This window comes from Streptococcus sp. HMSC077F03 (assembly GCF_001812375.1).
In the GTDB taxonomy this organism is placed as follows: Bacteria; Bacillota; Bacilli; order Lactobacillales; family Streptococcaceae; genus Streptococcus; species Streptococcus oralis_S.
In genome coordinates this window covers 56294-81997 of record NZ_KV808753.1, presented here as the reverse complement: position 1 = coordinate 81997, position 25704 = coordinate 56294, and the positions used below count along the sequence as shown (strand labels likewise).

Sequence of the window (25704 nt, the reverse complement as noted above, 5' to 3'; positions counted from 1 at the left end):
AGGATGACATGGAATACACCAAAACCAGGTGAATGGAAAAGTGAGGAACTTAGTAAAGGGCGGATCATTGATTATAAGGCCTTTAACTTTGTCGATGGAGAAGGTGTGCGCAACTCTCTCTATGTATCAGGTTGCATGTTTCACTGCGAGGGGTGTTATAATGTTGCGACTTGGTCTTTCAACGCAGGCATTCCCTATACGGCAGAATTAGAAGAACAAATCATGGTAGACCTTGCCCAGCCCTATGTTCAAGGATTGACCTTGCTGGGAGGAGAACCTTTTCTTAATACAGGAATCCTCTTGCCGCTCGTTAAACGCATCCGAAAGGAATTGCCAGAAAAAGACATCTGGTCTTGGACGGGCTACACTTGGGAAGAAATGATGCTGGAGACTCCAGATAAACTGGAACTCTTATCATTGATTGACATCCTTGTCGATGGACGGTATGATAAAAGCAAGCGCAATCTCATGCTCCAGTTTCGAGGTTCCTCTAATCAACGGATTATCGATGTTCAAAAATCTCTCAAAAGTGGGCAAGTAGTGATTTGGGATAAGCTCAATGACGGAAAAGAAAGCTATGAACAGGTGAAGAGAGAATGAAGAAAAAAAGACCTGATAGAACAACTGGTTTCAGAGATTGAAACGGGAAGGGTTAGGACCCTGGGGCTTTACGGTCATGGGGCTTCAGGCAAGTCAACCTTCGCTCAGGAATTACATCAAGCCCTAGATTCCACAAAAGTAAATTTACTAGAAACAGATCCCTATATCACCTCAGAACGTCACCTGGTAGTACCAAAGCAAGCACCAGATCAAAAGGTGACGGCTTGTCTGCCAGTGGCGCATGAACTGGCAAGTTTACAGAGAGATATTCTTGCCTTGCAGGCAGGTATGGATGTCTTGACAATCGATGAACCGTGGAAGGCTAGCGAGGTCTTGTCTGGAGCAAAGCCAATTCTTATTGTTGAAGGGATGTCTGTGGGTTTTCTACCCAAGGAACTTTTTGACAAAACCATCTGTTTCTACACGGATGAGGAGACCGAATTAAAGAGGCGCTTAGCTCGAGATACGACTATGAGAAATCGGGATGCATCTTTTGTATTGACTAGCCATCAGATGAGACGGGAGCAGTATCTGCGATACTATAGAGAAACCGAGTCTAAAGCGGACATTTTAGTAGATCAATCAGAAGATACATTCAAGGTTAAAATAACACACAATATATAGAAGAAAAGACAGTTTTTTATAGATATAAATCCGTAATCTTGGAAAGATGAAAAGAGAAAACAGTTTCATCCTAAAAAAACGAAAAAAAGCTCACAAATCCCTTGCAATCGCAGGGGCTTTGTGTTATTCTATTATGGTGCTGTAAATTACAGCCTTAGCTTTGATGCAAGAGGTTGCGACACGCTCGGTTGCATTGCCACGCAACGCGCGTCGGTTTTCTTGTGGAGCTAGCCTATTATCTTAAATAGACGAAAAGGAGAAAAAGATGGCAAACAAAAAAATCCGTATCCGTTTGAAAGCTTACGAACACCGTACGCTTGACACAGCGGCTGCAAAAATCGTAGAATCAGCTACTCGTACAGGTGCACAAGTTGCGGGTCCAATCCCACTTCCAACTGAGCGTAGCCTCTACACAATCATTCGTGCGACTCACAAATACAAAGACTCTCGCGAACAATTTGAAATGCGTACACACAAACGTTTGATCGATATCGTTAACCCAACTCAAAAAACAGTTGATGCCTTGATGAAATTGGATCTTCCAAGTGGTGTAAACGTAGAAATCAAACTTTAATCTAAAATATAAAAGAGCAGAGGCTGGTGTTTCAATTTAATTGAACACGGGCTAAACTCGGTGTGAAAAAGATAAACTTCCTAGTGTCTGTTAGACACTGCGTCAGTTTCCTATTTTCACTTTGAGTTTAACGCCCTTTGTATCTTAGGCTTGAGCATGAAAAACGCTCGTTAAAAACTTTTTGAATAAAAAATATAGAAAAGGAACTATTTTCTCATGACAAAAGGAATCTTAGGGAAAAAAGTGGGAATGACTCAAATCTTCACTGAAGCTGGCGAATTGATCCCTGTAACAGTTATTGAAGCAACTCCAAACGTTGTTCTTCAAGTTAAAACTGTTGAAACAGACGGATACAACGCTATCCAAGTTGGTTTCGATGACAAACGCGAAGTATTGAGCAACAAACCTGCTAAAGGACATGTAGCGAAAGCTAACACGGCTCCTAAGCGCTTCATTCGTGAATTCAAAAACGTTGAAGGCTTGGAAGTTGGTGCTGAAATCACAGTTGAAACATTCGCAGCTGGAGACGTTGTTGACGTAACTGGTACTTCTAAAGGTAAAGGTTTCCAAGGTGTTATCAAACGCCACGGTCAATCACGTGGACCAATGGCTCACGGTTCTCGTTACCACCGTCGTCCAGGTTCTATGGGACCTGTTGCACCTAACCGCGTATTCAAAGGTAAAAACCTTGCAGGACGTATGGGTGGCGACCGCGTAACAATTCAAAACCTTGAAGTTGTACAAGTTGTTCCAGAAAAGAACGTTATCCTTATCAAAGGTAACGTACCAGGTGCTAAGAAATCTCTTATCACTATCAAATCAGCAGTTAAAGCTGGTAAATAATAAAGAAAGGGGAAATCAGTCACAATGGCAAACGTAACATTATTTGACCAAACTGGTAAAGAAGCTGGCCAAGTTGTTCTTAACGATGCAGTATTTGGTATTGAACCAAATGAATCAGTTGTGTTTGATGTAATCATCAGCCAACGCGCAAGCCTTCGTCAAGGAACACACGCTGTTAAAAACCGCTCTGCAGTATCAGGTGGTGGACGCAAACCATGGCGTCAAAAAGGAACTGGACGTGCTCGTCAAGGTTCTATCCGCTCACCACAATGGCGTGGTGGTGGCGTTGTTTTCGGACCAACTCCACGTTCATACGGCTACAAACTTCCACAAAAAGTTCGTCGCCTAGCTCTTAAATCAGTTTACTCTGAAAAAGTTGCTGAAAACAAATTCGTAGCTGTAGACGCTCTCTCATTTACAGCTCCAAAAACTGCTGAATTTGCAAAAGTTCTTGCAGCATTGAGCATCGATTCTAAAGTTCTTGTTATCCTTGAAGAAGGAAATGAATTCGCAGCTCTTTCAGCTCGTAACCTTCCAAACGTGAAAGTTGCAACTGCTACAACTGCAAGTGTTCTTGACATCGCAAATAGCGACAAACTTCTTGTCACACAAGCAGCTATCTCTAAAATCGAGGAGGTTCTTGCATAATGAATTTGTATGATGTTATCAAAAAACCTGTTATCACTGAAAGCTCAATGGCTCAACTTGAAGCAGGAAAATATGTATTTGAAGTTGACACTCGTGCACACAAACTTTTGATCAAGCAAGCTGTTGAAGCTGCTTTCGAAGGTGTTAAAGTTGCCAACGTTAACACAATCAACGTAAAACCTAAAGCAAAACGTGTTGGACGTTACACTGGTTTTACTAACAAAACTAAAAAAGCTATCATCACACTTACAGCTGATTCAAAAGCAATCGAGTTGTTCGCTGCTGAAGCTGAATAATCTAAGGAGGAAATATCGTGGGAATTCGTGTTTATAAACCAACAACAAACGGTCGCCGTAATATGACTTCTTTGGATTTCGCTGAAATCACAACAAGCACTCCTGAAAAATCATTGCTTGTTGCTTTGAAGAGCAAGGCTGGTCGTAACAACAACGGTCGTATCACTGTTCGTCACCAAGGTGGTGGACACAAACGTTTCTACCGTTTGGTTGACTTCAAACGTAACAAAGACAACGTTGAAGCAGTTGTTAAAACTATCGAGTACGATCCAAACCGTTCTGCAAACATCGCTCTTGTACACTACACTGACGGTGTGAAAGCATACATCATCGCTCCAAAAGGTCTTGAAGTTGGTCAACGTATCGTTTCAGGTCCTGAAGCAGATATCAAAGTCGGAAACGCTCTTCCACTTGCTAACATCCCAGTTGGTACTTTGATCCACAACATCGAATTGAAACCAGGTCGTGGTGGAGAATTGGTACGTGCTGCTGGTGCTTCTGCCCAAGTATTGGGTCAAGAAGGTAAATACGTTCTTGTTCGTCTTCAATCTGGCGAAGTTCGTATGATTCTTGGAACTTGTCGTGCTACAGTTGGTGTTGTCGGAAATGAACAACATGGACTTGTAAACCTTGGTAAAGCAGGACGTAGCCGTTGGAAAGGTATCCGCCCAACAGTTCGTGGTTCTGTAATGAACCCTAACGATCACCCACACGGTGGTGGTGAAGGTAAAGCACCAGTTGGTCGTAAAGCGCCATCTACTCCATGGGGCAAACCTGCTCTTGGTCTTAAAACTCGTAACAAGAAAGCGAAATCTGACAAACTTATCGTTCGTCGTCGCAACGAGAAATAATAGTAAACTAGTCGCCTAAGCAACTAGGAAATCCGCCAGCTCGGTAGCGCTCCATGTGAGCGCAAGCCGCTGTGGTACAACATTTAAAGGAGAAAAAATAAAAATGGGACGCAGTCTTAAAAAAGGACCTTTCGTCGATGAGCATTTGATGAAAAAAGTTGAAGCTCAAGCTAACGACGAAAAGAAAAAAGTTATCAAAACTTGGTCACGTCGTTCAACGATCTTCCCAAGTTTCATTGGTTACACTATTGCAGTTTATGACGGACGTAAACACGTACCTGTTTACATCCAAGAAGACATGGTAGGTCACAAACTTGGTGAATTTGCACCAACTCGTACTTACAAAGGTCACGCTGCAGACGACAAGAAAACACGTAGAAAATAAGGAGAACATAAATGGCAGAAATTACTTCAGCTAAAGCAATGGCTCGTACAGTACGTGTTTCACCTCGTAAATCACGTCTTGTTCTTGACAACATCCGTGGTAAAAGCGTAGCCGATGCTATTGCAATCTTGACATTCACACCAAACAAAGCTGCTGAAATCATCTTGAAAGTTTTGAATTCAGCTGTAGCTAATGCTGAAAATAACTTTGGTTTGGACAAAGCTAACTTGGTAGTATCTGAAGCATTCGCAAACGAAGGACCAACTATGAAACGTTTCCGTCCACGTGCGAAAGGTTCAGCTTCACCAATCAACAAACGTACAGCTCACATCACTGTGGCTGTTGCAGAAAAATAAGGAGGTAACATCGTGGGTCAAAAAGTACATCCAATTGGTATGCGTGTCGGCATCATCCGTGATTGGGATGCCAAATGGTATGCTGAAAAAGAATACGCGGATTACCTTCATGAAGATCTTGCAATCCGTAAATTCGTTCAAAAAGAACTTGCTGACGCAGCAGTTTCAACTATCGAAATTGAACGCGCAGTAAACAAAGTTAACGTTTCACTTCACACTGCTAAACCAGGTATGGTTATCGGTAAAGGTGGTGCTAACGTTGATGCACTCCGTGCAAAACTTAACAAATTGACTGGAAAACAAGTACACATCAACATCATCGAAATCAAACAACCTGATTTGGATGCTCACCTTGTAGGTGAAGGAATTGCTCGTCAATTGGAGCAACGTGTTGCTTTCCGTCGTGCACAAAAACAAGCAATCCAACGTGCAATGCGTGCTGGAGCTAAAGGAATCAAAACTCAAGTATCAGGTCGTTTGAACGGTGCAGATATCGCCCGTGCTGAAGGATACTCTGAAGGAACTGTTCCACTTCACACACTTCGTGCAGATATCGATTACGCTTGGGAAGAAGCAGATACTACATACGGTAAACTTGGTGTTAAAGTATGGATCTACCGTGGTGAAGTTCTTCCAGCTCGTAAAAACACTAAAGGAGGTAAATAACCAATGTTAGTACCTAAACGTGTTAAACACCGTCGTGAATTCCGTGGAAAAATGCGCGGTGAAGCAAAAGGTGGAAAAGAAGTAGCATTCGGTGAATACGGTCTTCAAGCTACAACTAGCCACTGGATCACTAACCGCCAAATCGAAGCTGCTCGTATCGCCATGACTCGTTACATGAAACGTGGTGGTAAAGTTTGGATTAAAATCTTCCCACACAAATCATACACTGCTAAAGCTATCGGTGTGCGTATGGGATCTGGTAAAGGGGCACCTGAAGGTTGGGTAGCACCAGTTAAACGTGGTAAAGTGATGTTTGAAGTTGCTGGTGTATCTGAAGAGATTGCTCGCGAAGCGCTTCGTCTTGCAAGCCACAAATTGCCAGTTAAATGTAAATTCGTAAAACGTGAAGCAGAATAAGGAGAAGGCATGAAACTTAATGAAGTAAAAGAATTTGTTAAAGAACTTCGTGGTCTTTCTCAAGAAGAACTCGCGAAGCGCGAAAACGAATTGAAAAAAGAATTGTTTGAACTTCGTTTCCAAGCTGCTACTGGTCAATTGGAACAAACAGCTCGCTTGAAAGAAGTTAAAAAACAAATCGCTCGTATCAAAACAGTTCAATCTGAAGCGAAATAATAGACTAGGGAAGGAGAAATTTCAATGGAACGCAATAATCGTAAAGTTCTTGTTGGACGTGTTGTATCTGACAAAATGGACAAGACAATCACAGTTGTAGTTGAAACAAAACGTAACCACCCAGTCTATGGTAAACGTATTAACTACTCTAAAAAATACAAAGCACATGATGAAAACAATGTTGCCAAAGAAGGCGATATCGTACGTATCATGGAAACTCGTCCGCTTTCAGCTACAAAACGTTTCCGTCTTGTAGAAGTTGTTGAAGAAGCGGTCATCATCTAATCAAACCTGAAAGGAGAAAACTGAAATGATTCAAACAGAAACTCGTTTGAAAGTCGCAGACAACAGCGGTGCGCGCGAAATCTTGACTATCAAAGTTCTTGGTGGTTCAGGACGTAAATTTGCAAACATCGGTGATGTTATCGTGGCATCTGTAAAACAAGCTACTCCTGGTGGTGCGGTTAAAAAAGGTGACGTTGTAAAAGCTGTTATCGTTCGTACTAAATCAGGTGCTCGTCGTGCTGATGGTTCATACATCAAATTTGACGAAAACGCAGCAGTTATCATCCGTGAAGACAAAACTCCTCGCGGAACACGTATCTTTGGCCCAGTTGCACGTGAATTGCGTGAAGGTGGCTTCATGAAGATCGTGTCACTTGCTCCAGAAGTACTTTAATTTTTAGAAACAAACTAGTCCCCTAGCTTCAAGCTAGGGTGCCCTTATGGGCGTAAGAAAAATCAAGGAGAAACCTAATGTTTGTAAAAAAAGGCGACAAAGTTCGCGTAATCGCTGGTAAAGATAAGGGAACAGAAGCTGTTGTCCTTACTGCCCTTCCAAAAGTAAACAAAGTTATCGTTGAAGGTGTGAACATCGTTAAGAAACACCAACGTCCAACTAACGAACTTCCTCAAGGTGGTATCATCGAGAAAGAAGCAGCTATCCACGTATCAAACGTTCAAGTATTGGACAAAAATGGTGTAGCTGGTCGTGTTGGTTACAAATTTGTAGACGGTAAAAAAGTTCGCTACAACAAAAAATCAGGCGAAGTGCTTGATTAATCACGAAGGAAAGGAGAAGTATAATGGCAAATCGTTTAAAAGAAAAATATCTTAATGAAGTAGTTCCTGCTTTGACAGAACAATTCAACTACTCATCAGTGATGGCTGTGCCTAAAGTAGATAAGATCGTTTTGAACATGGGTGTTGGTGAAGCTGTATCAAACGCTAAAAGTCTTGAAAAAGCTGCTGAAGAATTGGCACTTATCTCAGGTCAAAAACCACTTATCACTAAAGCTAAAAAATCAATCGCCGGCTTCCGTCTTCGTGAAGGTGTAGCGATCGGTGCAAAAGTTACCCTTCGTGGTGAACGTATGTACGAATTCTTGGACAAATTGGTTTCAGTTTCACTTCCACGCGTGCGTGACTTCCACGGTGTTCCAACAAAATCATTTGATGGACGCGGAAACTACACTCTTGGTGTGAAAGAACAATTGATCTTCCCAGAAATCAACTTTGATGACGTTGACAAAACTCGTGGTCTTGACATCGTTATCGTAACAACTGCTAACACTGACGAAGAGTCACGTGCATTGCTTACAGGCCTTGGAATGCCTTTTGCAAAATAATATAGGAGGTAAATCTAATGGCTAAAAAATCAATGATTGCTAAGAACAAACGTCCAGCGAAGTTCTCTACTCAAGCTTATACTCGTTGTGAAAAATGTGGTCGTCCACATTCAGTTTACCGCAAATTTAAACTTTGCCGTGTTTGCTTCCGTGAATTAGCTTACAAAGGACAAATTCCTGGTGTAACAAAAGCATCTTGGTAATTTAAGATATCAAGGGCGTCAAAACTCAAAGTGAAAATAGGAAACTTGACGAAGAAACTGAAGTTTCTAGGAAAGTTTATCTTTTTCACGCAGAGTTTAGCCCGGGTTCAGTTGGGCTTGCCAATTTGAACACGAGCTACAGCTTTGGCAAAAAAGACCAATTTTCTTTGGAGCATCGCTCCAGCATCAAATTGTCTATTTTTGCTCTTGCTGTTACGCTCTTTGTATCATGTATTAACTAGCAAGTGCAACTTGCAAACTACTAGTAAGAGGAGAAAAACAAAATGGTTATGACTGACCCAATCGCAGACTTCCTAACTCGTATTCGTAACGCTAACCAAGCGAAACACGAAGTACTTGAAGTACCTGCATCAAATATCAAAAAAGGGATTGCTGAAATCCTTAAACGCGAAGGTTTTGTTAAGAACGTAGAAATCATCGAAGATGACAAACAAGGCATCATCCGTGTATTCCTTAAATACGGACCAAACGGTGAAAAAGTTATCACTAACTTGAAACGTATTTCTAAACCAGGACTTCGTGTCTACAAAAAACGTGAAGATCTTCCAAAAGTTCTTAACGGACTTGGAATTGCTATCCTTTCAACTTCTGAAGGTTTGCTTACTGATAAAGAAGCTCGCCAAAAGAACGTTGGTGGAGAAGTTATCGCTTACGTTTGGTAATATTTAGCTCCCAATTTCTTTGTGACTCTTCGTTATCGTCTCTTGCCTAACCCAAAGTTATGCCGGCGAGACGATGCCTAGATTCACTTTGGAATTGAAGCCTAAATGTTCCTTTAAATCGAGAAATCGATTTAAGCCCCCGTGAAAACTGGCCATTCTGGCCTGACAATCTAACAGGAGAAAATAAACATGTCACGTATTGGTAATAAAGTTATCGTGTTGCCTGCTGGTGTTGAAATCACTAACAATGACAACGTTGTAACTGTAAAAGGACCTAAAGGAGAACTTACTCGTGAGTTCTCAAAAGATATTGAAATTCGTGTGGAAGGTACTGAAGTAACTCTTCACCGTCCAAACGATTCAAAAGAAATGAAAACAATCCATGGAACTACTCGTGCCCTTTTGAACAACATGGTAATTGGTGTATCAGAAGGATTCAAGAAAGAACTTGAAATGCGTGGGGTTGGTTACCGTGCACAACTTCAAGGTAAAAAACTTGTTTTGGCTGTTGGTAAATCTCATCCAGACGAAGTTGAAGCTCCAGAAGGAATTACTTTTGAACTTCCAAACCCAACAACAATCGTTGTTAGCGGAATTTCAAAAGAAGTAGTTGGTCAAACAGCTGCTTACGTACGTAGCCTTCGTTCACCAGAACCATATAAAGGTAAAGGTATCCGTTACGTTGGTGAATTCGTTCGCCGTAAAGAAGGTAAAACAGGTAAATAATGTTGAGTGGTTGATTTTTAACCACCAACCTATTTTCCAACTTAGTGCATAGCACACGATTTAAAACTAAAGAGGTGAAAACTGTGATTTCTAAACCAGATAAAAACAAACTCCGCCAAAAACGCCATCGTCGCGTTCGCGGAAAACTCTCTGGAACTGCTGATCGCCCACGTTTGAACGTATTCCGTTCTAATACAGGCATCTACGCTCAAGTGATTGATGACGTAGCGGGTGTAACGCTCGCAAGTGCTTCAACTCTTGACAAAGAAGTTTCAAAAGGAACTAAAACTGAACAAGCCGTTGCTGTCGGTAAACTCGTTGCAGAACGTGCAAACGCTAAAGGTATTTCAGAAGTGGTGTTCGACCGCGGTGGATATCTATATCACGGACGTGTGAAAGCTTTGGCTGATGCAGCTCGTGAAAACGGATTGAAATTCTAATAGGAGGACACTAGAAAATGGCATTTAAAGACAATGCAGTTGAATTAGAAGAACGCGTAGTTGCTGTCAACCGTGTTACAAAAGTTGTTAAAGGTGGACGTCGTCTTCGTTTCGCAGCTCTTGTTGTTGTTGGTGACCACAACGGTCGCGTAGGATTTGGTACTGGTAAGGCTCAAGAAGTTCCAGAAGCAATCCGCAAAGCAGTAGAAGATGCTAAGAAAAACTTGATTGAAGTTCCTATGGTTGGAACAACAATCCCACACGAAGTTCTTTCAGAATTCGGTGGAGCTAAAGTATTGTTGAAACCTGCTGTAGAAGGTTCTGGAGTTGCCGCTGGTGGTGCAGTTCGTGCCGTTGTGGAATTGGCAGGTGTGGCAGATATTACATCTAAATCACTTGGTTCTAACACTCCAATCAACATTGTTCGCGCAACTGTTGAAGGTTTGAAACAATTGAAACGCGCTGAAGAAGTTGCTGCCCTTCGTGGTATTTCAGTTTCTGATTTGGCATAAGAAAGGGGATAAAATGGCTCAAATTAAAATTACTTTGACTAAGTCTCCAATCGGACGCATTCCATCACAACGTAAAACTGTTGTAGCACTTGGACTTGGCAAATTGAACAGCTCTGTTATCAAAGAAGACAACGCTGCTATCCGTGGTATGATCACTGCAGTATCTCACTTGGTAACAGTTGAAGAAGTAAACTAATGAATTTTTAGGGGATGTGGCAATACTCATCCCCTAAAACTAGATATAGTCATCTAAGATGACAATGTATAGGCGAGTTGATAAGGGAGACAACCTTTTCTCTCTTATCGGCGCTAGCATTTTACAAAAGAGGAGAAAATAATAATGAAACTTCATGAATTGAAACCTGCAGAAGGTTCTCGTAAAGTACGTAACCGTGTTGGTCGTGGTACTTCATCAGGTAACGGTAAAACATCTGGTCGCGGTCAAAAAGGTCAAAAAGCTCGTAGCGGTGGCGGAGTTCGCCTTGGTTTTGAAGGTGGACAAACTCCATTGTTCCGTCGTCTTCCAAAACGTGGATTCACTAACATCAACGCTAAAGAATACGCAATTGTAAACCTTGACCAATTGAACGTCTTTGAAGACGGTGCAGAAGTAACTCCAGTTGTACTTATCGAAGCAGGAATTGTGAAAGCTGAAAAATCAGGAGTTAAAATTCTTGGTAACGGTGAGTTGACTAAGAAATTGACTGTGAAAGCAGCTAAATTCTCTAAATCAGCTGAGGAAGCTATCACTGCTAAAGGTGGTTCTGTAGAAGTCATCTAAGAGAGGTGACCCATGTTTTTTAAATTACTAAAAGAAGCGCTCAAGGTTAAACAAGTTCGATCAAAAATTCTCTTTACGATTTTTATCATTCTTGTTTTCCGTATTGGGACAAGTATCACTGTTCCAGGTGTGAATGCAAAAAGTTTAGAAGCTCTCAGTGGTTTATCTTTCTTGAACATGCTTAGTCTTGTTTCAGGGAATGCCATGAAGAACTTCTCCGTTTTTGCACTCGGAGTAAGTCCGTATATCACTGCTTCAATCGTTGTTCAATTGCTACAAATGGATATTTTACCGAAGTTTGTAGAATGGGGCAAACAAGGAGAAGTAGGACGGAGAAAACTAAACCAAGCTACTCGTTATATTGCACTTGTGCTTGCATTTGTTCAATCTATCGGGATTACAGCAGGATTTAATACTCTATCTGGAGCGAAATTATTAACGACAGCTTTAACTCCACAAGTTTTTGTTACTATTGGTATTATACTCACAGCAGGTAGTATGATTGTAACCTGGCTTGGGGAACAAATTACAGATAAGGGATACGGAAACGGTGTTTCTATGATCATCTTTGCAGGTATTGTTGCTTCAATTCCTGAGATGATTAAAGGCATCTATGTTGACTACTTCGTCAATATTCCAAGTAGCCGTTTGACTTCATCTATTATCTTTGTCGTTATTTTGATTATCGCTGTCTTGTTGATTGTATACTTTACAACCTTTGTTCAACAGGCAGAATATAAAATTCCAATCCAATATACAAAAGTTGCTCAAGGAGCCCCATCAAGCTCATACCTTCCATTGAAGGTGAACCCAGCGGGGGTTATCCCAGTTATCTTTGCAAGTTCCATTACAGCAGCACCTGCAGCCATTCTTCAATTTTTGAGTGCTACAGGTCATGATTGGGCTTGGGTACGTACAGCACAGGAAATGTTATCTACAACATCTCCGACAGGTGTTGCTATGTATGCCTTGTTGATCATTCTCTTTACATTCTTCTATACATTTGTACAGATCAATCCAGAGAAGGCAGCAGAAAACTTGCAAAAGAGTGGAGCCTACATTCATGGTGTCCGTCCTGGTAAGGGAACTGAAGAATTCATGTCGAAACTTCTTCGTCGCCTTGCGACTGTCGGATCAATCTTCCTTGGTGTGATTTCAATCTTGCCGATTGTGGCAAAAGATGTCTTTGGTCTTTCAGAAGCTGTTGCTTTTGGGGGAACTAGTCTTTTGATCATTATCTCAACTGGTATCGAAGGAATCAAACAGTTAGAAGGTTACCTATTGAAACGTAAGTATGTTGGTTTCATGGATAAAACAGAATAAAAGCAAAATTACTTTTGCTTAGAGAGTGGAGTATGAAGATCTATCTATCAGAGAGATTTTCGTCTCCCCTCTTCTATTTTGTTTTTAAATAGGGGTTGAAAGAGATTTCTGCTTCTATTTAAATACAAAATAAGGAGATCCTATCATGAATCTTTTGATTATGGGCTTACCTGGAGCAGGTAAGGGAACGCAAGCAGCTAAAATTGTGGAGCAATTCCACGTGGCACACATTTCAACTGGAGATATGTTCCGTGCTGCTATGGCAAATCAAACTGAAATGGGTGTACTTGCGAAGTCTTATATTGACAAAGGTGAGTTGGTTCCAGATGAAGTTACAAATGGAATCGTTAAAGAACGCCTTTCACAGGATGACATCAAGGAAACAGGTTTCTTGTTGGATGGTTACCCACGTACGATTGAACAAGCCCATGCCTTGGACAAAACATTGGCGGAACTTGGTATCGAACTAGAAGGTGTGATCAATATCGAAGTGAATCCAGATTGTCTCTTGGAACGTTTGAGTGGTCGTATCATCCACCGCGAAACAGGTGAAACCTTCCACAAAGTTTTCAACCCACCAGTTGACTATAAAGAGGAAGATTACTACCAACGTGAAGATGATAAACCTGAGACAGTGAAGCGTCGTTTGGATGTGAATATCGCCCAAGGTGAACCAATCATTGCTCACTACCGTGCCAAAGGATTAGTCCACGATATCGAAGGAAATCAAGATATCAATGATGTGTTCAAAGACATCGAAAAAGTATTGACAAATTTGAAATAAAGCGTTTTTCACACTTGCAAAAAATCGCTACAAATGTTATACTGAGATAGTCTGACTTATAATTGTTGTCTCTGTTTTCAGAGGCATCGAATCGAAATTTATGGAGGTGCTTTTGCGTGGCAAAAGACGATGTGATTGAAGTTGAAGGCAAAGTAGTCGATACAATGCCTAACGCAATGTTTACGGTTGAACTTGAAAATGGACATCAGATTTTAGCAACAGTTTCTGGTAAAATTCGTAAAAACTATATTCGTATTTTAGCGGGAGATCGTGTTACTGTCGAGATGAGTCCATATGACTTGACACGTGGACGTATCACTTACCGCTTTAAATAATCGAAAAACTTGGAGGGATAAGAAATGAAAGTAAGACCATCGGTCAAACCAATTTGCGAATACTGTAAAGTAATTCGTCGTAATGGTCGTGTTATGGTAATTTGCCCAGCAAATCCAAAACACAAACAACGTCAAGGATAAGATAGAAAGGAGAAAAAATGGCTCGTATTGCTGGAGTTGACATTCCAAATGACAAACGCGTAGTAATCTCATTGACTTACGTTTATGGTATCGGACTTGCAACATCTAAGAAAATTTTGGCTGCTGCTGGAATCTCAGAAGATGTTCGTGTACGTGACCTTACATCAGATCAAGAGGATGCTATCCGTCGTGAAGTGGATGCAATCAAAGTTGAAGGTGACCTTCGTCGTGAAGTAAACTTGAACATCAAACGTTTGATGGAAATCGGTTCTTACCGTGGTATTCGTCACCGTCGTGGACTTCCTGTCCGTGGACAAAACACTAAAAACAACGCTCGCACTCGTAAAGGTAAAGCTGTTGCGATTGCTGGTAAGAAAAAATAATATAGGAGGTAAAAGTCTTGGCTAAACCAACACGTAAACGTCGTGTGAAAAAGAATATCGAATCTGGTATTGCTCATATTCACGCTACATTTAATAACACTATTGTTATGATTACTGATGTGCATGGTAATGCAATTGCTTGGTCATCAGCTGGTGCTCTTGGTTTCAAAGGTTCTCGTAAATCTACACCATTCGCTGCTCAAATGGCTTCTGAAGCTGCTGCTAAATCTGCACAAGAACACGGTCTTAAATCAGTTGAAGTTACTGTAAAAGGTCCAGGTTCTGGTCGTGAGTCAGCTATTCGTGCGCTTGCTGCCGCTGGTCTTGAAGTAACAGCAATTCGTGATGTGACTCCAGTGCCACACAATGGTGCTCGTCCTCCAAAACGTCGCCGTGTATAATCATCGCATTACACTGCTTTTCGTTTAAGAGGGAGTAACTAAATGATTGAGTTTGAAAAACCAAATATAACAAAAATTGATGAAAATAAAGATTATGGCAAGTTTGTAATCGAACCACTTGAACGTGGCTACGGTACAACTCTTGGTAACTCTCTTCGTCGTGTACTACTAGCTTCTCTACCAGGAGCAGCAGTGACATCTATCAACATTGAAGGTGTCTTGCATGAGTTCGACACAGTTCCAGGTGTTCGTGAAGACGTGATGCAAATCATTCTGAACATTAAAGGGATTGCAGTGAAATCATACGTTGAAGACGAAAAAATCATTGAACTGGACGTTGAAGGTCCTGCTGAAATTACAGCTGGAGACATTTTGACTGACAGTGATATTGAGATTGTAAATCCAGATCATTATCTCTTTACAATCGGTGAAGGTTCTTCTCTAAAAGCGACAATGACTGTTAACAGTGGTCGTGGATATGTACCTGCTGATGAAAACAAAAAAGATAATGCACCAGTTGGAACACTTGCTGTAGATTCTATTTATACACCAGTTACAAAAGTCAACTATCAAGTAGAGCCTGCTCGTGTAGGTAGCAATGATGGATTTGACAAATTAACCCTTGAAATCTTGACTAATGGAACAATTATTCCAGAAGATGCTTTAGGGCTTTCAGCACGTATCTTGACAGAACATCTTGATTTGTTTACAAATCTTACTGAGATTGCTAAGTCAACTGAAGTGATGAAAGAAGCTGATACTGAATCTGACGATCGTATTTTGGATCGTACGATTGAGGAACTGGACTTGTCTGTGCGTTCATACAACTGTTTGAAACGTGCCGGTATCAATACTGTGCATGATTTGACAGAAAAATCTGAAGCAGAGATGATGAAAGTACGAAATCTTGGACGCAAGAGTTTGGAAGAAGTGAAACTCAAACTCATTGACTTGGGTCTTGGATTAAAAGATAAATAAAGGAGGAATACATGGCTTACCGTAAACTAGGACGCACTAGCTCACAACGTAAAGCAATGCTTCGCGATTTGACAACTGACCTTTTGATCAACGAATCAATCGTGACAACTGAAGCTCGTGCTAAAGAAATCCGTAAAACTGTTGAAAAAATGATTACTCTAGGTAAACGTGGTGATTTGCATGCACGTCGTCAAGCAGCTGCTTTCGTACGTAATGAAATCGCATCTGAAAACTATGATGAAGCAACTGATAAGTACACTTCTACTACAGCACTTCAAAAATTGTTCTCAGAAATCGCACCTCGTTATGCTGAACGTAACGGTGGATACACTCGTATCCTTAAAACTGAACCACGTCGTGGTGATGCTGCGCCAATGGCGATCATCGAATTAGTATAAAATCATCAATTTTGTTGAGTGTTATGATGATGGAGTCTTGTGCTCTTAGTCTAGCTCTGGTCTACCGCTGGGACTTCAGTCCTAGCGGGAACACTCATCATCATTTGATAGGGTAGACGCTTGTTTACGAAATTGTTTTTTTCTTAAGAACAACTTCGTAAGCAGGCGTTTTTTAGTATTTTCTATGGAAATATGCTATACTAGGGAAAAAGAAAATCAAAAACGTTCAGTTTTTCTAAAAATCGTAGAAATGGGGTATAAGGATGAAGGCTATTATTACAGTGGTTGGTAAGGATAAGGCTGGGATTGTTGCAGGCGTGTCTACTAAGATTGCAGACTTGGGTTTGAATATTGACGATATTTCTCAGACGGTGTTGGATGAATACTTTACTATGATGGCGGTCGTTTCTAGTGACGAAAAACAGGATTTCACTTATCTACGAAATGAGTTTGAAACTTTCGGTCAGGCCTTGAATGTCAAAATCAATATTCAAAGTGCGGCGATTTTTGACGCTATGTATAATATCTAGGAGGCGGCTATGGATATTAGACAAGTTACAGAAACCATTGCCATGATTGAGGAGCAGAACTTCGATATCAGAACCATCACCATGGGGATTTCCCTTTTGGACTGCATTGATCCAGATATTGAACGTGCTGCTGAAAAGATTTACCAAAAAATCACCACTAAAGCTGCAAATTTAGTGGCTGTAGGAGACGAAATTGCTGCAGAACTTGGGATTCCTATTGTTAATAAACGGGTATCGGTGACTCCGATTTCTTTAATTGGTGCTGCGACTGATACGACAGACTATGTTGTTTTGGCAAAGGCTCTTGATAGGGCGGCTAAGAAGATCGGTGTTGACTTTATCGGTGGATTCTCAGCTTTGGTACAAAAAGGCTACCAAAAAGGAGATGAAATTCTCATCAATTCTATCCCCCGCGCTCTAGCTGAGACAGACAAGGTTTGTTCGTCCGTCAATATCGGCTCGACCAAGTCAGGTATCAACATGACTGCGGTCGCTGATATGGGACGTATCATCAAGGAAACAGCTATGCTGTCAGATATGGGTGCGGCCAAGTTGGTCATATTTGCTAATGCTGTTGAGGACAATCCTTTTATGGCAGGGGCCTTTCATGGTGTTGGCGAAGCAGATGTTATCATCAATGTCGGGGTTTCGGGTCCTGGTGTGGTCAAGCGTGCCTTGGAAAAAGTTCGTGGACAGAGCTTTGATGTAGTAGCGGAAACAGTCAAGAAAACGGCCTTCAAGATTACTCGTATCGGTCAATTAGTTGGTCAGATGGCCAGCGAGAGACTGGGTGTTAACTTTGGAATTGTCGATCTAAGCTTGGCGCCAACTCCTGCAGTTGGTGATTCTGTGGCACGTGTCCTTGAGGAAATGGGCCTAGAAACAGTTGGTACGCATGGGACGACGGCTGCCCTCGCTCTTTTGAATGACCAAGTTAAGAAGGGCGGAGTGATGGCTTGTAACCAAGTCGGTGGCTTGTCAGGTGCTTTTATCCCCGTTTCTGAAGATGAGGGGATGATTGCTGCGGTGCAAGATGGCTCTCTGAATTTAGAGAAACTAGAAGCCATGACGGCTATCTGTTCAGTTGGGCTGGATATGATTGCCATTCCGGAAGATACGCCTGCTGAAACCATTGCAGCTATGATTGCGGATGAGGCGGCCATTGGTGTTATTAACATGAAAACAACGGCTGTCCGTATTATTCCAAAGGGCAAAGAAGGCGATATGATTGAGTTTGGTGGCTTGCTAGGGACAGCTCCAGTGATGAAAGTCAACGGGGCTTCGTCTGTTGATTTCATCTCTCGTGGTGGGCAAATCCCAGCTCCAATCCATAGTTTTAAAAATTAATAAAAAAGAGAGAGGATTTAAGTTGAGTTTAAGGATGACTGTGTATACTATAATCATTAAATAAAGACCTCCTAACTTTATTTAATAGAAATCCTAAACTTTTTCATAATAATCTCCTAGGGAAGCTACCATGAGGGTAGCTTTTCTTTTGGATAATTTACAAATGTTGGCTTTGCTTTTGAAAGCCGAATATTTCTTTGATCCATGATATAATAGAAGAAATGGAGGATAGAAAATGTCTAAAGTAAGATTGTACTTGGTCCGTCATGGGAAAACGATGTTTAACACGATTGGACGTGCACAAGGATGGAGTGATACGCCTCTGACTGCAGAAGGTGAGTTGGGAATCCATGAACTGGGAATTGGCTTGAGAGAGTCTGGTTTGCAGTTTGACCGCGCTTATTCCAGTGATTCAGGGCGGACTATTCAAACCATGGGAATTATCCTAGAAGAACTTGGCCTACAGGGGAAAATCCCTTACCGCATGGACAAGCGAATCCGTGAGTGGTGCTTTGGTAGTTTTGATGGAGCCTATGATGGGGACCTCTTTATGGGATTGATTCCGAGAATTTTCAATGTAGACCATGTTCATCAGTTGTCTTATGCAGAACTAGCAGAAGGTTTGGTAGAGGTTGATACTGCAGGCTGGGCTGAAGGTTGGGAAAAACTCAGTGGTCGAATCAAGGAAGGCTTTGAAGCGATTGCTAAAGAAATGGAAGAACAAGGTGGGGGTAATGCCCTCGTTGTGAGCCATGGAATGACCATTGGGACCATTGTTTATCTGATCAATGGCATGCATCCGCATGGTCTGGATAATGGTAGTGTAACGATCCTTGAATATGAGAACGGTCAATTTACAGTCGAAGTTGTTGGCGACCGTAGCTATCGAGAACTCGGACGTGAGAAGATGTTAGAGACAAATAGTTAATAGAAGTTAGCTCCGATTAGGAGCTAATTTTGAGTTAAAGGATATGATTTAAATCAATAGTTCCGAAAAAGTAAAAATTTTTGGGAGATGTTATGAAAGGAAAGCTAGAATTATTTTAGAGAAATAATACCCTAAAGTCCAACATAGTGGTATCCGATATAAACAGAGTGAAATCAAACTAAAAAGATTGAATCTTGCATAACGCAAAACTCAATCCTTCATTAAAAAAATATTTATCATGTTTAGTAATCATTCAAATCTAGTTGAAAGGTATGTTATATTTGAATGAAATTACCAAATATAAGGGAAAATTCGATAGCGAACCTTTTGACAGTATGTTTCATATGCTTCTCCAAAATGATTGTATAAGGCTTTTTCTTCTACTTTTAATCGAATACTGTAACCAACTACCAATAGAATGAGACAAATAATAATTGTGAGAGGATTTAATGAAACAATTGACAAGCCAAGTATGGATACGATGCTACCAGTATAGGCAGGATTTCTTACTATAGAGTAGGGACCTGCTTCTACCAACTGCTGACTATCTGTTGTTTGAACCGCAAGTGTAAAATTCTTCCCAAGATAATTAACTGCATAGATACGTAATACAAAGCCGGCTAGAGAAAGGAGAATTCCAATATAGATCAAAAAATGTGGCAATTGAGCTATAGAAGGTAGAAGTTGTTCATTCATTAATAGAAGACAACAAACAACACTACCAATAATGATGTAACGACTTCCTTTGTCTTCAGAGTTATTTTCATTGTTTGATTTTGTTTTCCTTTTAATCCACGTTTCTGTGATGATGAAAATGAGAATGAACCCATATGCAAAAATAGTTTGTAAATCCATGATTATTTCCTCCAGTTAGCATTATACAACTTTCAATTTTAGTGGTCAATTAAAAGGAAATAGTTAGAGTATGTTTTGTAATAGGTATCAATGGAAACTTCATGATTTCATCTGTAAAAATCTCTTGAAAATGGTATAATAGTAACATCATAAAATTGGAGAGAGACCATGAGTTTTTACAATCATAAAGAAATTGAACCTAAGTGGCAGGGCTACTGGGCAGAACATCATACATTTAAGACAGGAACAGATGCATCAAAACCGAAGTTTTATGCTCTCGATATGTTCCCATATCCTTCAGGAGCTGGATTGCACGTAGGACACCCAGAAGGTTATACAGCGACTGATATCCTTAGCCGTTACAAACGTGCCCAAGGTTACAATGTCCTTCACCCAATGGGTTGGGATGCCTTTGGTTTGCCAGCTGAGCAATACGCTATGGATACGGGGAATGACCCGGCAGAATTTACAGCAGAAAACATTGCCAACTTCAAACGTCAAATCAATGCGCTTGGATTCTCTTACGACTGGGACCGTGAAGTCAACACAACAGATCCAAACTACTACAAATGGACTCAGTGGATCTTCACCAAGCTTTACGAAAAAGGCTTGGCCTATGAAGCCGAAGTACCAGTAAACTGGGTAGAAGAATTGGGAACAGCTATCGCCAACGAAGAAGTCCTGCCTGACGGAACTTCTGAACGTGGTGGCTATCCTGTTGTTCGCAAACCAATGCGCCAATGGATGCTTAAAATCACGGCCTATGCAGAGCGCTTGCTTAACGACTTGGATGAGTTGGATTGGCCAGAGTCTATCAAGGATATGCAACGCAACTGGATTGGTAAATCAACTGGTGCCAATGTAACCTTTAAAGTTAAGGGAACAGACAAGGAATTCACAGTCTTTACGACTCGTCCTGACACTCTTTTCGGTGCGACCTTCACAGTCTTGGCTCCTGAGCATGAACTAGTAGATGCCATCACAAGCTCAGAGCAAGCTGATGCAGTTGCAGACTACAAACACCAAGCTAGTCTCAAGTCTGACTTGGCTCGTACCGACCTTGCCAAAGAAAAAACTGGTGTATGGACTGGTGCTTATGCCATCAATCCTGTCAATGGCAAGGAAATCCCAATCTGGATTGCAGACTATGTTCTTGCTAGTTATGGAACAGGTGCCGTTATGGCTGTGCCAGCCCATGACCAACGTGACTGGGAATTTGCCAAACAATTTGACCTTCCAATCGTAGAAGTGCTAGAAGGTGGAAACGTTGAAGAAGCTGCCTATACTGAAGATGGTCTTCATGTCAATTCAGACTTCCTAGATGGCCTTAACAAAGAAGACGCTATTGCTAAGATTGTGGCTTGGTTGGAAGAGAAAGGTTGCGGTCAAGAGAAGGTTACCTACCGTCTCCGCGATTGGCTCTTTAGCCGTCAACGTTATTGGGGTGAACCAATCCCAATCATTCATTGGGAAGATGGGACTTCAACAGCTGTTCCTGAAAATGAATTGCCACTTGTCTTGCCAGTAACCAAGGACATCCGTCCTTCAGGTACTGGTGAAAGCCCGTTGGCTAACTTGACAGATTGGCTGGAAGTGACTCGTGAAGATGGCGTCAAAGGTCGTCGTGAAACCAACACCATGCCACAATGGGCTGGTTCAAGCTGGTACTACCTCCGCTATATTGACCCGCACAATACTGAGAAATTGGCTGATGAGGACCTCCTCAAACAATGGTTGCCAGTAGATATCTACGTGGGTGGTGCAGAGCATGCTGTACTTCACTTGCTCTATGCTCGTTTCTGGCACAAATTCCTCTATGACCTCGGTGTTGTTCCGACTAAGGAACCATTCCAAAAACTCTTTAACCAAGGGATGATTTTGGGAACAAGCTACCGTGACCACCGTGGAGCTCTTGTAGCGACTGATAAGGTTGAAAAACGTGACGGTTCTTTCTTCCATCTGGAAACAGGAGAAGAGTTGGAGCAAGCACCAGCCAAGATGTCTAAATCGCTCAAGAACGTTGTTAACCCAGACGATGTGGTGGAACAATATGGTGCCGATACCCTTCGTGTTTATGAAATGTTCATGGGGCCACTTGATGCTTCAATTGCTTGGTCAGAAGAAGGTCTGGAAGGAAGCCGTAAGTTCCTTGACCGTGTTTACCGTTTGATTACAAGTAAAGAAATTGTTGCGGAAAATAATGGTGCTCTTGACAAGGTTTACAATGAAACCGTTAAATCTGTTACTGAGCAAATCGAATCCATGAAATTCAACACAGCCATTGCCCAACTTATGGTCTTTGTCAACGCTGCTAATAAGGAAGACAAACTCTATGTGGACTACGCCAAAGGCTTTATTCAATTGATTGCCCCATTTGCACCTCATTTGGCAGAAGAACTCTGGCAAACTGTTGCTGCAACAGGTGAGTCCATCTCTTATGTAGCTTGGCCAACTTGGGACGAAAGCAAATTGGTTGAAGACGAAATCGAAATCGTCATCCAAATCAAAGGAAAAGTCCGTGCCAAACTCATGGTCGCTAAAGACCTATCACGTGAAGAATTGCAAGAAATTGCTCTAGCGGATGAAAAAGTCAAAGCAGAGATTGACGGTAAGGAAATCGTGAAAGTGATTAGTGTCCCTAATAAACTCGTTAATATCGTCGTTAAATAACGAGTTTATTAGCCCTATCTGCCACCTTCAATAGTCCACTGGACTATTGAAGCCAACCAAACTCGTTAATATCGTTGTGAAATAAGATAGGAATCCTTCAGAGTAGAATCTGGAGGATTTTTTGAATTTTTTCATGAAAGTATGATATACTATGTGCAATTATAAAGTTTGAAAAGTGAATCAAGGAGAAAACAATGTCAGTAAACGAATATGGTCAGATAATTGGTGAGTCAATGGAAGGTTATACTCCAGGAGAATTGCCTTCCATTGATTTCTTAGAAGGGCGCTACGCTCGGATAGAGGCTCTTTCGGTGGAAAAGCATGCGGAGGATCTGCTAGCTGTTTATGGTCCTGATACGCCTCGTGAGATGTGGACCTACCTTTTTCAGGAACCAGTGGCAGATATGGAGGAACTGGTTACTGTCTTAAATCAGATGTTGGCTCGTAAGGACCGTTTTTACTATGCGATTATAGACAAGGCAACTGGTAAGGCTTTGGGGACTTTTTCTCTCATGCGTATTGACCAGAATAACCGAGTAATAGAAGTGGGTGCCGTCACTTTTTCTCCAGAATTAAGGGGAACACGTATAGGGACAGAGGCTCAATATCTCCTAGCTCGCTATGTTTTTGAGGAGCTTAACTATCGTCGCTATGAGTGGAAATGCGATGCTCTAAATCTGCCATCCAGACGAGCTGCGGAGCGTTTGGGATTTGTCTATGAAGGAACCTTCCGCCAGGCAGTCGTTTATAAGGGGCGTACGAGAGATACGGATTGGTTGTCTATGATTGATAAGGACTGGCCTCAAGTTAAAGCTCGTTTGGAAGCATGGTTGGCTCCTGAAAATTTTGATAAAAATGGACGGCAGTACAAGAGCTTGAGAGAATTCTAAGAGGTGTTGGGATGATAACTATTAGAAAGCAAGAAATCGTCAAGCTAGAGGATGTTTTGCATCTCTATCAGGCAGTTGGATGGACAAATTATACACATCAACCTCAGATGTTGGAGAAGGCCTTGTCTCACTCATTAGCGATTTATCTAGCACTTGATGGTGATGCTGTGGTGGACTTGGTTCGTTTGGTCGGAGATGGTTTTTCATCGATTTTTGTCCAGGATTTGATTGTTTTGCCTAGCTATCAGCACCAAGGGATTGGTAGCAACTTGATGAAAGAGGCTTTGGGTGATTACAAAGATGCCTATCAAGTCCAACTAGTGACCGAACAAACAGAAAAAACCTTGGGATTCTATCGTTCTCTGGGATTTGAAACCTTATCTACTTATGATTGTACAGGAATGATTTGGGTAGATCGAAAAAGATAAAAAAATCATTTTTTCTTAAGTAAAGTTTAAGTCTCCTTGTGTATCATATAATCATTAAATAAAGACCTCCTAATACTCTTCGAAAATCTCACAATACTTCGTTAGAGTCGACTTAGCTAACTATAGTTATGCTTGCGTCTATCTGCCTAGTCTGATTTCGATTTTCATTGAGTACCCTTTATTTAATGAAATCCTAAACTTTTCTTTTTCATAATAATCTCCCTAAAGAAGCCACCCAATCAGGTGGCTTTTTTGTTTGTGGCTTGGATTTTTGATATAATAGAGCCATGAGTAGAATTTTAGACAATGAGATCATGGGGGATGAGGAGTTGGTAGAACGTACCCTCCGTCCTCAGTATTTACGTGAATATATCGGTCAGGATAAGGTCAAGGACCAGCTGCAAATCTTTATTGAGGCAGCAAAAATGCGGGATGAGGCGCTGGACCATGTTCTTTTATTTGGTCCTCCAGGTTTGGGGAAAACGACCATGGCTTTTGTTATTGCCAATGAACTGGGAGTCAATCTCAAGCAAACGTCTGGCCCTGTCATTGAAAAAGCGGGTGATCTGGTAGCCATTTTGAATGATTTGGAACCTGGAGACGTCCTTTTTATTGACGAGATTCATCGCTTGCCCATGTCGGTGGAAGAGGTGCTTTATAGTGCCATGGAAGACTTCTACATTGATATCATGATTGGTGCTGGTGAAGGCAGTCGCAGTGTTCATTTGGACTTGCCACCATTCACCTTGATTGGGGCTACGACACGTGCGGGGATGCTCTCAAATCCTCTGCGGGCACGTTTTGGGATTACAGGTCATATGGAATACTATGCCCACGCTGACTTGACAGAGATTGTTGAGCGGACGGCAGATATTTTTGAGATGGAAATCACCCATGAGGCAGCTTCGGAGTTGGCCTTACGCAGTCGAGGAACTCCTCGTATCGCCAATCGTCTCCTCAAGCGCGTGCGCGACTTTGCCCAGATTATGGGGGATGGCTTGATTGATGATGTCATTACCGATAAGGCTTTGACCATGTTAGATGTAGACCATGAAGGTTTGGACTATGTGGACCAAAAAATCCTTCGCACCATGATTGAGATGTACGGTGGTGGTCCTGTCGGTTTAGGAACTCTTTCTGTTAATATTGCCGAGGAGCGTGAGACAGTCGAAGATATGTACGAACCTTACCTGATTCAGAAAGGTTTCATCATGCGAACTCGTTCTGGACGGGTGGCAACTGCTAAGGCATATGAACATTTAGGTTATGAATACAGTGAAAAATGAACAAGAAATTCTAGATGCTTTCAGAGAAAATCCAGATATGATGACCATTCTGACCATCATTCGTGACCTTGGTCTGAAAGATTCGTGGTTGGCGGCAGGGTCTGTCAGAAATTTTATCTGGAATCTCTTGTCAGACAAATCGCCTTTTGATCATGAAACGGATGTGGATGTGATTTTCTTTGATCCAGATATTTCTTATGAGGAAACAGTATTTCTAGAGAAAAAGCTGAGAGAAAATTTCCCTCAGTATCAGTGGGAGTTGAAAAATCAGGTCTATATGCATCTGCACAGTCCCCACACAGCGCCTTACACGAGTTCTCGTGATGCTATGAGTAAGTATCCTGAACGCTGTACGGCGATAGGCCTTCGCTTGCATGCCGACGCAACTTTAGAGCTCTTTGCGCCTTATGGTTTAGAGGATATTTTGAACTTTCAGATTTCCCCAACTCCTCATTTTTTAGAGAATGAAGATCGAATGAAGCTCTATCAAGAACGCTTGTCCAAGAAAAATTGGCAAGAAAAATGGAAAAATCTAACTTTCTCAAAAAACTTAAGAAAAATTTAAGTTAGGGACGGTA

At 41.5% G+C, this 25704-nt stretch carries 40 protein-coding genes; 39 read left to right on the top strand and 1 reads right to left on the bottom strand.

Annotation, left to right across the window (positions count from 1 at the left end; translation table 11 throughout):
- The first annotated feature begins 3 nt into the window (after nt 1-3).
- The 34 genes from nrdG (at nt 4) to HMPREF2853_RS01180 (ending at nt 18997) form a co-directional block, all read left to right on the top strand.
- On the top strand, nt 4-600 hold the full coding sequence (gene nrdG, locus HMPREF2853_RS01345) for an anaerobic ribonucleoside-triphosphate reductase activating protein (RefSeq protein WP_000220161.1): 597 nt from the start codon (nt 4-6) through the stop codon (nt 598-600).
- 12 nt (nt 601-612) lie between these two features.
- Entirely contained in the window at nt 613-1224 is a 612-nt protein-coding gene (locus tag HMPREF2853_RS01340) for a uridine kinase family protein (protein ID WP_029748946.1), read from the top strand.
- Between the two features lie 265 nt (nt 1225-1489).
- Nucleotides 1490-1798 (top strand): 30S ribosomal protein S10, encoded by a 309-nt coding sequence (gene rpsJ / locus HMPREF2853_RS01335; protein ID WP_001284513.1) that lies wholly within the window; start codon nt 1490-1492, stop codon nt 1796-1798.
- A 216-nt stretch (nt 1799-2014) separates the two neighbouring features.
- Nucleotides 2015-2641 carry a 50S ribosomal protein L3 gene (gene rplC / locus HMPREF2853_RS01330; protein ID WP_000160197.1) on the top strand — a complete coding sequence of 209 codons (627 nt, stop codon included), beginning with the start codon at nt 2015-2017 and terminating at the stop codon, nt 2639-2641.
- A 24-nt stretch (nt 2642-2665) separates the two neighbouring features.
- Nucleotides 2666-3289, top strand: a complete 624-nt coding sequence (rplD, locus tag HMPREF2853_RS01325; protein WP_000024537.1) for a 50S ribosomal protein L4 — start codon at nt 2666-2668, stop codon at nt 3287-3289.
- Nucleotides 3289-3585 carry a 50S ribosomal protein L23 gene (locus HMPREF2853_RS01320; RefSeq protein ID WP_001055347.1) on the top strand — a complete coding sequence of 99 codons (297 nt, stop codon included), beginning with the start codon at nt 3289-3291 and terminating at the stop codon, nt 3583-3585. The genes rplD and HMPREF2853_RS01320 overlap by 1 nt, the downstream gene beginning before the upstream one ends.
- Before the next feature lie 17 nt (nt 3586-3602).
- Nucleotides 3603-4436 carry a 50S ribosomal protein L2 gene (gene rplB / locus HMPREF2853_RS01315; RefSeq protein ID WP_000512910.1) on the top strand — a complete coding sequence of 278 codons (834 nt, stop codon included), beginning with the start codon at nt 3603-3605 and terminating at the stop codon, nt 4434-4436.
- A 103-nt stretch (nt 4437-4539) separates the two neighbouring features.
- Nucleotides 4540-4821 carry a 30S ribosomal protein S19 gene (rpsS, locus tag HMPREF2853_RS01310; protein WP_000533766.1) on the top strand — a complete coding sequence of 94 codons (282 nt, stop codon included), beginning with the start codon at nt 4540-4542 and terminating at the stop codon, nt 4819-4821.
- Nucleotides 4822-4832: 11 nt separating this feature from the next.
- Nucleotides 4833-5177 carry a 50S ribosomal protein L22 gene (rplV, locus tag HMPREF2853_RS01305; protein WP_000818137.1) on the top strand — a complete coding sequence of 115 codons (345 nt, stop codon included), beginning with the start codon at nt 4833-4835 and terminating at the stop codon, nt 5175-5177.
- 12 nt (nt 5178-5189) lie between these two features.
- The gene (gene rpsC / locus HMPREF2853_RS01300; RefSeq protein ID WP_000529936.1) at nt 5190-5843 is read left to right on the top strand and encodes a 30S ribosomal protein S3; all 654 of its coding nucleotides are present in this window, start codon (nt 5190-5192) and stop codon (nt 5841-5843) included.
- A gap of 3 nt (nt 5844-5846) precedes the next feature.
- Nucleotides 5847-6260, top strand: a complete 414-nt coding sequence (gene rplP, locus HMPREF2853_RS01295; protein WP_000960948.1) for a 50S ribosomal protein L16 — start codon at nt 5847-5849, stop codon at nt 6258-6260.
- Between the two features lie 9 nt (nt 6261-6269).
- Nucleotides 6270-6476, top strand: coding sequence for a 50S ribosomal protein L29 (gene rpmC / locus HMPREF2853_RS01290; RefSeq protein ID WP_000772918.1), 207 nt, complete (start codon nt 6270-6272; stop codon nt 6474-6476).
- A 24-nt stretch (nt 6477-6500) separates the two neighbouring features.
- Nucleotides 6501-6761: a 30S ribosomal protein S17 gene (gene rpsQ / locus HMPREF2853_RS01285; RefSeq protein ID WP_000440801.1), complete on the top strand. Its 261-nt coding sequence runs from the start codon at nt 6501-6503 to the stop codon at nt 6759-6761.
- Between the two features lie 25 nt (nt 6762-6786).
- Nucleotides 6787-7155, top strand: a complete 369-nt coding sequence (gene rplN, locus HMPREF2853_RS01280) for a 50S ribosomal protein L14 (protein WP_000616545.1) — start codon at nt 6787-6789, stop codon at nt 7153-7155.
- 77 nt (nt 7156-7232) lie between these two features.
- Nucleotides 7233-7538, top strand: coding sequence for a 50S ribosomal protein L24 (rplX, locus tag HMPREF2853_RS01275; RefSeq protein ID WP_000497691.1), 306 nt, complete (start codon nt 7233-7235; stop codon nt 7536-7538).
- Nucleotides 7539-7561: 23 nt separating this feature from the next.
- Nucleotides 7562-8104 (top strand): 50S ribosomal protein L5, encoded by a 543-nt coding sequence (gene rplE, locus HMPREF2853_RS01270; protein ID WP_000013542.1) that lies wholly within the window; start codon nt 7562-7564, stop codon nt 8102-8104.
- A 17-nt stretch (nt 8105-8121) separates the two neighbouring features.
- The gene (locus HMPREF2853_RS01265) at nt 8122-8307 is read left to right on the top strand and encodes a type Z 30S ribosomal protein S14 (protein ID WP_001085697.1); all 186 of its coding nucleotides are present in this window, start codon (nt 8122-8124) and stop codon (nt 8305-8307) included.
- A gap of 284 nt (nt 8308-8591) precedes the next feature.
- Nucleotides 8592-8990, top strand: a complete 399-nt coding sequence (gene rpsH, locus HMPREF2853_RS01260) for a 30S ribosomal protein S8 (RefSeq protein ID WP_000245503.1) — start codon at nt 8592-8594, stop codon at nt 8988-8990.
- Between the two features lie 189 nt (nt 8991-9179).
- Entirely contained in the window at nt 9180-9716 is a 537-nt protein-coding gene (gene rplF, locus HMPREF2853_RS01255) for a 50S ribosomal protein L6 (RefSeq protein ID WP_000086623.1), read from the top strand.
- A gap of 83 nt (nt 9717-9799) precedes the next feature.
- On the top strand, nt 9800-10156 hold the full coding sequence (rplR, locus tag HMPREF2853_RS01250) for a 50S ribosomal protein L18 (RefSeq protein ID WP_000624044.1): 357 nt from the start codon (nt 9800-9802) through the stop codon (nt 10154-10156).
- 17 nt (nt 10157-10173) lie between these two features.
- Nucleotides 10174-10668, top strand: coding sequence for a 30S ribosomal protein S5 (gene rpsE, locus HMPREF2853_RS01245; protein WP_000874204.1), 495 nt, complete (start codon nt 10174-10176; stop codon nt 10666-10668).
- 13 nt (nt 10669-10681) lie between these two features.
- Nucleotides 10682-10864 carry a 50S ribosomal protein L30 gene (gene rpmD, locus HMPREF2853_RS01240; protein WP_000057241.1) on the top strand — a complete coding sequence of 61 codons (183 nt, stop codon included), beginning with the start codon at nt 10682-10684 and terminating at the stop codon, nt 10862-10864.
- 144 nt (nt 10865-11008) lie between these two features.
- Nucleotides 11009-11449 (top strand): 50S ribosomal protein L15, encoded by a 441-nt coding sequence (gene rplO / locus HMPREF2853_RS01235; protein ID WP_000766089.1) that lies wholly within the window; start codon nt 11009-11011, stop codon nt 11447-11449.
- Between the two features lie 12 nt (nt 11450-11461).
- Nucleotides 11462-12772, top strand: coding sequence for a preprotein translocase subunit SecY (secY, locus tag HMPREF2853_RS01230; RefSeq protein WP_000465385.1), 1311 nt, complete (start codon nt 11462-11464; stop codon nt 12770-12772).
- 145 nt (nt 12773-12917) lie between these two features.
- A complete protein-coding gene (locus tag HMPREF2853_RS01225; protein WP_001050433.1) occupies nt 12918-13556 on the top strand; it encodes an adenylate kinase in 639 nt (212 codons plus the stop codon).
- 116 nt (nt 13557-13672) lie between these two features.
- The gene (gene infA, locus HMPREF2853_RS01220; RefSeq protein WP_001029883.1) at nt 13673-13891 is read left to right on the top strand and encodes a translation initiation factor IF-1; all 219 of its coding nucleotides are present in this window, start codon (nt 13673-13675) and stop codon (nt 13889-13891) included.
- A 24-nt stretch (nt 13892-13915) separates the two neighbouring features.
- On the top strand, nt 13916-14032 hold the full coding sequence (rpmJ, locus tag HMPREF2853_RS01215; protein WP_001808836.1) for a 50S ribosomal protein L36: 117 nt from the start codon (nt 13916-13918) through the stop codon (nt 14030-14032).
- Between the two features lie 17 nt (nt 14033-14049).
- The gene (rpsM, locus tag HMPREF2853_RS01210; protein WP_000090781.1) at nt 14050-14415 is read left to right on the top strand and encodes a 30S ribosomal protein S13; all 366 of its coding nucleotides are present in this window, start codon (nt 14050-14052) and stop codon (nt 14413-14415) included.
- A 17-nt stretch (nt 14416-14432) separates the two neighbouring features.
- On the top strand, nt 14433-14816 hold the full coding sequence (gene rpsK / locus HMPREF2853_RS01205) for a 30S ribosomal protein S11 (RefSeq protein WP_001118385.1): 384 nt from the start codon (nt 14433-14435) through the stop codon (nt 14814-14816).
- A 42-nt stretch (nt 14817-14858) separates the two neighbouring features.
- Nucleotides 14859-15794 carry a DNA-directed RNA polymerase subunit alpha gene (locus tag HMPREF2853_RS01200; RefSeq protein WP_000568993.1) on the top strand — a complete coding sequence of 312 codons (936 nt, stop codon included), beginning with the start codon at nt 14859-14861 and terminating at the stop codon, nt 15792-15794.
- Nucleotides 15795-15805: 11 nt separating this feature from the next.
- Nucleotides 15806-16192: a 50S ribosomal protein L17 gene (rplQ, locus tag HMPREF2853_RS01195; RefSeq protein ID WP_000331493.1), complete on the top strand. Its 387-nt coding sequence runs from the start codon at nt 15806-15808 to the stop codon at nt 16190-16192.
- 263 nt (nt 16193-16455) lie between these two features.
- On the top strand, nt 16456-16722 hold the full coding sequence (locus tag HMPREF2853_RS01190; RefSeq protein WP_000644107.1) for an ACT domain-containing protein: 267 nt from the start codon (nt 16456-16458) through the stop codon (nt 16720-16722).
- Nucleotides 16723-16731: 9 nt separating this feature from the next.
- Nucleotides 16732-18069: a PFL family protein gene (locus tag HMPREF2853_RS01185; protein WP_000354883.1), complete on the top strand. Its 1338-nt coding sequence runs from the start codon at nt 16732-16734 to the stop codon at nt 18067-18069.
- 235 nt (nt 18070-18304) lie between these two features.
- On the top strand, nt 18305-18997 hold the full coding sequence (locus HMPREF2853_RS01180; RefSeq protein WP_070534626.1) for a histidine phosphatase family protein: 693 nt from the start codon (nt 18305-18307) through the stop codon (nt 18995-18997).
- Between the two features lie 291 nt (nt 18998-19288).
- Here HMPREF2853_RS01180 and HMPREF2853_RS01175 read toward each other — a convergent pair whose 3' ends face one another.
- On the bottom strand, nt 19289-19852 hold the full coding sequence (locus tag HMPREF2853_RS01175) for a methyltransferase family protein (RefSeq protein WP_000365730.1): 564 nt from the start codon (nt 19850-19852) through the stop codon (nt 19289-19291).
- A 168-nt stretch (nt 19853-20020) separates the two neighbouring features.
- Here HMPREF2853_RS01175 and leuS point away from each other — a divergent pair, with 168 nt between their 5' ends.
- The 5 genes from leuS (at nt 20021) to HMPREF2853_RS01150 (ending at nt 25691) form a co-directional block, all read left to right on the top strand.
- Nucleotides 20021-22522, top strand: a complete 2502-nt coding sequence (leuS, locus tag HMPREF2853_RS01170; protein WP_049550204.1) for a leucine--tRNA ligase — start codon at nt 20021-20023, stop codon at nt 22520-22522.
- Between the two features lie 194 nt (nt 22523-22716).
- A complete protein-coding gene (locus tag HMPREF2853_RS01165) occupies nt 22717-23412 on the top strand; it encodes a GNAT family N-acetyltransferase (RefSeq protein WP_049500450.1) in 696 nt (231 codons plus the stop codon).
- An 11-nt stretch (nt 23413-23423) separates the two neighbouring features.
- Complete coding sequence (locus tag HMPREF2853_RS01160) at nt 23424-23840, top strand: GNAT family N-acetyltransferase (protein WP_070534625.1); 417 nt, start codon at nt 23424-23426, stop codon at nt 23838-23840.
- Between the two features lie 287 nt (nt 23841-24127).
- Nucleotides 24128-25126: a Holliday junction branch migration DNA helicase RuvB gene (gene ruvB / locus HMPREF2853_RS01155; RefSeq protein ID WP_080980468.1), complete on the top strand. Its 999-nt coding sequence runs from the start codon at nt 24128-24130 to the stop codon at nt 25124-25126.
- Entirely contained in the window at nt 25107-25691 is a 585-nt protein-coding gene (locus HMPREF2853_RS01150) for a nucleotidyltransferase family protein (protein WP_070534624.1), read from the top strand. The genes ruvB and HMPREF2853_RS01150 overlap by 20 nt, the downstream gene beginning before the upstream one ends.
- The last annotated feature ends 13 nt before the right edge of the window (nt 25692-25704 follow it).

What these genes read in the sequence shown, in the direction of transcription:
- HMPREF2853_RS01190 (WP_000644107.1), top strand. Translation starts at nt 16,456, where the DNA reads ATGAAGGCTATTATTACAGTGGTTGGTAAGGATAAGGCTGGGATTGTT.
- HMPREF2853_RS01185 (WP_000354883.1), top strand. Translation starts at nt 16,732, where the DNA reads ATGGATATTAGACAAGTTACAGAAACCATTGCCATGATTGAGGAGCAG.
- rpmJ (WP_001808836.1), top strand. Translation starts at nt 13,916, where the DNA reads ATGAAAGTAAGACCATCGGTCAAACCAATTTGCGAATACTGTAAAGTA.
- leuS (WP_049550204.1), top strand. Translation starts at nt 20,021, where the DNA reads ATGAGTTTTTACAATCATAAAGAAATTGAACCTAAGTGGCAGGGCTAC.
- HMPREF2853_RS01200 (WP_000568993.1), top strand. Translation starts at nt 14,859, where the DNA reads ATGATTGAGTTTGAAAAACCAAATATAACAAAAATTGATGAAAATAAA.
- rpsH (WP_000245503.1), top strand. Translation starts at nt 8,592, where the DNA reads ATGGTTATGACTGACCCAATCGCAGACTTCCTAACTCGTATTCGTAAC.
- rplC (WP_000160197.1), top strand. Translation starts at nt 2,015, where the DNA reads ATGACAAAAGGAATCTTAGGGAAAAAAGTGGGAATGACTCAAATCTTC.
- rplN (WP_000616545.1), top strand. Translation starts at nt 6,787, where the DNA reads ATGATTCAAACAGAAACTCGTTTGAAAGTCGCAGACAACAGCGGTGCG.
- rplF (WP_000086623.1), top strand. Translation starts at nt 9,180, where the DNA reads ATGTCACGTATTGGTAATAAAGTTATCGTGTTGCCTGCTGGTGTTGAA.
- rpsM (WP_000090781.1), top strand. Translation starts at nt 14,050, where the DNA reads ATGGCTCGTATTGCTGGAGTTGACATTCCAAATGACAAACGCGTAGTA.
- rpmD (WP_000057241.1), top strand. Translation starts at nt 10,682, where the DNA reads ATGGCTCAAATTAAAATTACTTTGACTAAGTCTCCAATCGGACGCATT.
- rpsE (WP_000874204.1), top strand. Translation starts at nt 10,174, where the DNA reads ATGGCATTTAAAGACAATGCAGTTGAATTAGAAGAACGCGTAGTTGCT.
- HMPREF2853_RS01150 (WP_070534624.1), top strand. Translation starts at nt 25,107, where the DNA reads ATGAATACAGTGAAAAATGAACAAGAAATTCTAGATGCTTTCAGAGAA.
- nrdG (WP_000220161.1), top strand. Translation starts at nt 4, where the DNA reads ATGACATGGAATACACCAAAACCAGGTGAATGGAAAAGTGAGGAACTT.
- rplQ (WP_000331493.1), top strand. Translation starts at nt 15,806, where the DNA reads ATGGCTTACCGTAAACTAGGACGCACTAGCTCACAACGTAAAGCAATG.
- HMPREF2853_RS01180 (WP_070534626.1), top strand. Translation starts at nt 18,305, where the DNA reads ATGTCTAAAGTAAGATTGTACTTGGTCCGTCATGGGAAAACGATGTTT.
- HMPREF2853_RS01165 (WP_049500450.1), top strand. Translation starts at nt 22,717, where the DNA reads ATGTCAGTAAACGAATATGGTCAGATAATTGGTGAGTCAATGGAAGGT.
- rplO (WP_000766089.1), top strand. Translation starts at nt 11,009, where the DNA reads ATGAAACTTCATGAATTGAAACCTGCAGAAGGTTCTCGTAAAGTACGT.
- rplP (WP_000960948.1), top strand. Translation starts at nt 5,847, where the DNA reads ATGTTAGTACCTAAACGTGTTAAACACCGTCGTGAATTCCGTGGAAAA.
- HMPREF2853_RS01225 (WP_001050433.1), top strand. Translation starts at nt 12,918, where the DNA reads ATGAATCTTTTGATTATGGGCTTACCTGGAGCAGGTAAGGGAACGCAA.
- rplE (WP_000013542.1), top strand. Translation starts at nt 7,562, where the DNA reads ATGGCAAATCGTTTAAAAGAAAAATATCTTAATGAAGTAGTTCCTGCT.
- HMPREF2853_RS01175 (WP_000365730.1), bottom strand. Translation starts at nt 19,852, where the DNA reads ATGGATTTACAAACTATTTTTGCATATGGGTTCATTCTCATTTTCATC.
- rplD (WP_000024537.1), top strand. Translation starts at nt 2,666, where the DNA reads ATGGCAAACGTAACATTATTTGACCAAACTGGTAAAGAAGCTGGCCAA.
- rplV (WP_000818137.1), top strand. Translation starts at nt 4,833, where the DNA reads ATGGCAGAAATTACTTCAGCTAAAGCAATGGCTCGTACAGTACGTGTT.
- HMPREF2853_RS01265 (WP_001085697.1), top strand. Translation starts at nt 8,122, where the DNA reads ATGGCTAAAAAATCAATGATTGCTAAGAACAAACGTCCAGCGAAGTTC.
- rpmC (WP_000772918.1), top strand. Translation starts at nt 6,270, where the DNA reads ATGAAACTTAATGAAGTAAAAGAATTTGTTAAAGAACTTCGTGGTCTT.
- HMPREF2853_RS01160 (WP_070534625.1), top strand. Translation starts at nt 23,424, where the DNA reads ATGATAACTATTAGAAAGCAAGAAATCGTCAAGCTAGAGGATGTTTTG.
- rpsS (WP_000533766.1), top strand. Translation starts at nt 4,540, where the DNA reads ATGGGACGCAGTCTTAAAAAAGGACCTTTCGTCGATGAGCATTTGATG.
- rpsJ (WP_001284513.1), top strand. Translation starts at nt 1,490, where the DNA reads ATGGCAAACAAAAAAATCCGTATCCGTTTGAAAGCTTACGAACACCGT.
- HMPREF2853_RS01320 (WP_001055347.1), top strand. Translation starts at nt 3,289, where the DNA reads ATGAATTTGTATGATGTTATCAAAAAACCTGTTATCACTGAAAGCTCA.
- ruvB (WP_080980468.1), top strand. Translation starts at nt 24,128, where the DNA reads ATGAGTAGAATTTTAGACAATGAGATCATGGGGGATGAGGAGTTGGTA.
- rplX (WP_000497691.1), top strand. Translation starts at nt 7,233, where the DNA reads ATGTTTGTAAAAAAAGGCGACAAAGTTCGCGTAATCGCTGGTAAAGAT.
- rpsQ (WP_000440801.1), top strand. Translation starts at nt 6,501, where the DNA reads ATGGAACGCAATAATCGTAAAGTTCTTGTTGGACGTGTTGTATCTGAC.
- secY (WP_000465385.1), top strand. Translation starts at nt 11,462, where the DNA reads ATGTTTTTTAAATTACTAAAAGAAGCGCTCAAGGTTAAACAAGTTCGA.